This window comes from Actinomadura bangladeshensis (genome assembly GCF_004348335.1).
Classification (GTDB): Bacteria; Actinomycetota; Actinomycetes; order Streptosporangiales; family Streptosporangiaceae; genus Spirillospora; species Spirillospora bangladeshensis.
The window spans coordinates 1-1,740 of the sequence record NZ_SMJW01000524.1 but is presented as its reverse complement, the minus strand read 5'-3'; the positions used below and the strand labels follow the sequence as shown (position 1 = coordinate 1,740).

The 1,740-nt window shown below is 77.0% G+C and carries 2 protein-coding genes; one reads left to right on the top strand and one right to left on the bottom strand.

From position 1 onward, the window contains the following. Nucleotides 1-8 precede the first annotated feature (8 nt). Nucleotides 9-803, bottom strand: a complete 795-nt coding sequence (locus tag E1284_RS40550) for a YeiH family protein (protein ID WP_207924250.1) — start codon at nt 801-803, stop codon at nt 9-11. Between the two features lie 71 nt (nt 804-874). Between E1284_RS40550 and E1284_RS40545 the strand changes: the two genes are divergently transcribed. After that, nucleotides 875-1,740 (top strand): LysR family transcriptional regulator (locus tag E1284_RS40545; RefSeq protein ID WP_131945411.1); only part of this gene is annotated, 866 nt, incomplete at its 3' end.

Here is a 1,740-nt window from a genome sequence, read left to right as displayed (position 1 = left end):
CAGCAGCATCACCAGGAACCCGGCGACGAACGGCGGCACGATCGGCGGACGTTTCCGTCTGCCGCCCCGCCCGCCCGGCGCTCGACGACGCCCATCCCCGCCACCATCGGCGCGAGCAGCACCACCCGGGTCAGCTTCACGATCACGGCGGTGCCGACGGCCGCCGCGCCGGCGGGGGACGCGGCGGCCACCACCTGGGCGACCTCGTGGACGCTCAGCCCCGCCCACATGCCGAGCGTCTCCGGATCCAGCCCGAGCACGCGGCCGCCGAGGAACGGGACGACGGCGATCGCGGCACTTCCGTAGATCGTCACCAGCGTGACGGCGGTCGCGACGTCCTCCTTCCGGGCGCGGGCGACGCTGTCCATGGCCACGATCGCCGAGGCCCCGCAGATGGAGAACCCGGTCGCGACCATCAGCCCCAGTCCGCGCGGCACACCGGTGAGCCGGGCCAGCCCGAGCGTCCCCGCGAACGCCAGCACGACCGTGGCCGCGACGACCGCGAGCATGCCGGGCCCGAGCCGCACCACCTCGGTGAGGCTGAGCTGCAGGCCGAGGAGGACGACACCGGCGCGCAGCAGGGTGCGGGTCGCCCACTGGAGGCCGTCCGCCGTGACCGCGGGCAGCACCCCGCCGACCACGACCCCGATGAGCACCGCGACGGTCAGCGCGCTCAGCGCCGGGACGAGCCGGTTGACCGCCATCGCCGCGGCCGCGCCGCCCGCCGCGACCGCGAGGCCGGGCCCCGTCCGCTCCCACCACGGCCTCGCCCGCTCGGGGCGGACCGCGTCCAGAGTGCTCATGCATCCGAGACTTCCGCCCGCCCCGCACGCCCGGTACCGGCCGTTTCGGCCTCACGTCATAGCCTGGGGGCATGACCCCTCACCCCGACATCGACTCGCTGCGGCTGCTCGTCCTGGTCGCCGAGCGGGGCAGCCTGACGGCCGCCGCCGGGGAACTGCGGATCAGCCAGCCGTCCGCGAGCAAGCGGCTGTCCCGGCTGGAGCGCCGGCTCGGCGTCCGGCTCGTCGACCGGACCCGCCGCGGCTCGTCCCTCACCCCCGCCGGGACGCTGGTGACCGGCTGGGCGCGGCGCGTCCTGGACGCCCTGAACGCGCTCGCGGACGGCGTCGAGGCGCTCCGCCGCGAGCACACCGGCAACCTCACCGTCGCCGCCAGCCTCACCGTCGCCGAGCACCTGCTGCCCGCCTGGATCGGGGAACTGCGCCGCGCCGACCCCGACCTGCACGTCGGCATGCAGGTGACGAACTCCGCGCACGTCTGCGAGCTGGCGCGGCGGGGCGAGGTCGACATCGGGTTCATCGAGTCGCCGGGCCGCCCCGCCGGCCTCCGCTCCCGGACCGTCGCGCGGGACCGGCTCGTCCTCGTCGCGCCGCCCGGCCACCGCTGGGCGCGCCGGAGGCGCCCCGTCCCGGCCGCCGAGGTCGCCGCCACCCCGCTGATCAGCCGCGAGGCGGGCTCGGGGACGCGGCAGGCGGCCCTGCAGGCGATGTCCGCGCACGGGCTGGACCTCGTCCCGCCGCTGCTGGAGCTCGGTTCCGGCACCGCCGTGCGCACCGCCGTCGTCGCCGGCGCGGGCCCCGCGCTGATCAGCGAACTCGTCGTCGCCGCCGACCTGGCCACCGGCACCCTCGCCGAGATCCCCATCGACGGCGTGACGCTGGAACGTTCCCTGCGCGCCGTCTGGCGGACCGGCACCACCCCGTCCGGCCCCGCCGC